Origin of the sequence: Pseudomonas luteola NBRC 103146, from assembly GCF_002091675.1 — a bacterium.
GTDB lineage: Bacteria > Pseudomonadota > Gammaproteobacteria > Pseudomonadales > Pseudomonadaceae > Chryseomonas > Chryseomonas luteola.
Window position 1 is genome coordinate 1 of record NZ_BDAE01000068.1, and the last position, 2149, is coordinate 2149.

At 50.4% G+C, this 2149-nt stretch carries 2 protein-coding genes and 1 pseudogene; all 3 read right to left on the bottom strand.

The annotated features are described in order from the left end of the window. Positions 1-11: 11 nt before the first annotated feature. Positions 12-239, bottom strand: a complete 228-nt coding sequence (locus PLU01S_RS24995; protein ID WP_159435143.1) for a hypothetical protein — start codon at positions 237-239, stop codon at positions 12-14. A 655-nt stretch (positions 240-894) separates the two neighbouring features. Beyond that, positions 895-1017: a hypothetical protein gene (locus PLU01S_RS26370; RefSeq protein WP_258019980.1), complete on the bottom strand. Its 123-nt coding sequence runs from the start codon at positions 1015-1017 to the stop codon at positions 895-897. 199 nt (positions 1018-1216) lie between these two features. After that, positions 1217-1843: pseudogene (locus PLU01S_RS25000) on the bottom strand (glycoside hydrolase family 5 protein); the annotation flags it as partial. Positions 1844-2149 lie beyond the last annotated feature (306 nt).

The following is a 2149-nucleotide window of genomic DNA, read 5'->3' on the forward strand; positions in this document are numbered from 1 at the left end:
TAATGTAAATCTCATTCCTCTTCCGGCACCAACTTGCGGCGCGCAAACAGGCTTTCCAGAATCTTGTTCAACAGCACGACCAGCGCAATAAACACCAGGAAATAAACAACAACATTGTCAGTACCCATAAGCCTGGAAAGCTTACCGGCAATCATTGCAGACAGCGCCAATACACAGACGAAGCGAATGCCCAGTACTAATGCAGACGTGTACTCATGAACCACATTGTCAGGTTTCACGGGGCGATCACTCGTTTCCATAGTCCAACTACCTGGCAAGTCTGATTGCTTGCCTGGCTACTTTAATAGCATTGCAACGATGCTTTTCCGAGCAACATCCTCCGAACGATCACTTATGGCCGATAGGCGCCAATTACAATGGTGATTGATACGCTTGGCGCTGGGCCCGCCAGAAAACCGGCGTGATCTGAAGAAGGAGAAATCTTAACGAAAGAAGCTGGCTTCGCCTGATGAAGAGTGGTCAAGTGAGATGAGTTATTTGAGCGGAAGCAATGATAACGAGGTTTGCTGGATCATGCAGGGCTTCGTGCTGCCTGCAGTCTCTGGATTACTGCTCCAGCAAAAGTATGCTCCACTCCTTCCAGTTGTTAGCCAGTTGCCGTTGAAAGCTTGCTAGTAAAGAGCGCTTGGTTTTCATTCCGTGGCAAGGCGGGTGTTCGGTTGTAAGGATAAGGCTTCTCTGTATATCAAACCTTATCAGTCGAAAAGAAAAGGGCGTTATCCGATAAAGCAGAAGCTTTAAGCTTGAGGCAGCTTTCCTCTCACGGATCGCATCATGGGGAAGAGGTGGCTAACGTTATATTAAGCGGATAAAGGCTTTTAACACGGCGGCAAGCTGCAGAAAATGAAGCATACCGATAACGCCTCAATATGCTTAAAACGTAACATCTGTATCGTCACGCTCCTCTTCAGCGCTACGTGCTTCCAGATCACCTAACCAGTCCCAATCACTGGTGCGCTTGGGTTCACTCAGCAGCCATTCTATAAAAGCATTCAATAGTAGGTTCACCTAGCTGTATTTATGAACGTGTTGGTTCATTAAAGACAGTCACTACAAAAACGCCTGATTATTACGCTTATAAATGCTTTCATTATGTTTCAAGGACTTATGATGAACCGAATCAATTGCCATGCAGGACAACGATTAAGTTCCAGAGCCTCTTGGCGAAAGAGGCTCTGGATGCGCATAGCTTCGATTAGTTGGCCAGCGCCGCCAATGTTTTGGGATAACCTACAGTCGATCCATTTACCGGAGCGCCGTCGAGGTAGACCGCAAGGTTTTTACCGGCCTGGACATAGGTAATCTTGCGAACCTCGCCGGTGGCCAGGCGTACGGATCCTCCTGCCTTGAATGCCGCCTGGTTAGTTGAAGTGCCGGGAATCGAGAAGCCAGCCTTCTTGCGGTACACGCCGTTGAGCCAGTCAGCATTGGTAAAGTCATTGATCGGGCTTGTGGCGAGTACTGCCGATACCAACGCCAGCTTATTAGGATAGCCTACGATCGATCCATTTACCGGAGCGCCTTCCAGGTACACCGCCATATTGGTACCGATCTGGACAGCAGAGATCTTTCTGACCTCTCCGTTAGCAAGTCGCACCGAAGCACCTACTATGAAGGCAGCCTTATTAGCGGCCGTAGCAGGGATCGAGAAACCGGCTTTCTTGCGATAAACACCATTGAGCCAATCGGCGTTAGTAAAGTTGTTGATTACGCTACTAACTGCACCGTCTGCTCCAGCAACAGGTGTGGTGGTTACTGGAGTTGCTGCCGGTGGTACCGAAGTCGACGGTGCTGTGGAAGAGCCAGTACCCGTAGACGGTGTGGTCGCAACCGGAGTTGTACCCACAGACGGAGTGGATGGCGTTGGCGTCGTGGAGGCGCCTGCCTTCTTCGGGCCTATTTCCGTACAGCTGCTGCTGTCCATGTATTTCTTGAGCGTCGGCCACTGCGGGCGATCCTGCCCATTTACCGGCTCAACCGACATGAAATAATTGCCCCAGCCCGGACCTGCCGCCCAGTAGGATGCCGGTACACAATTCTCTTTCAGGTAGGTCAGCATATTGTCCATCAGGATGTTCCAGCGCGGGTTGTTATCCGGTACGCCGAACTCACCAATATAGCCACGCTG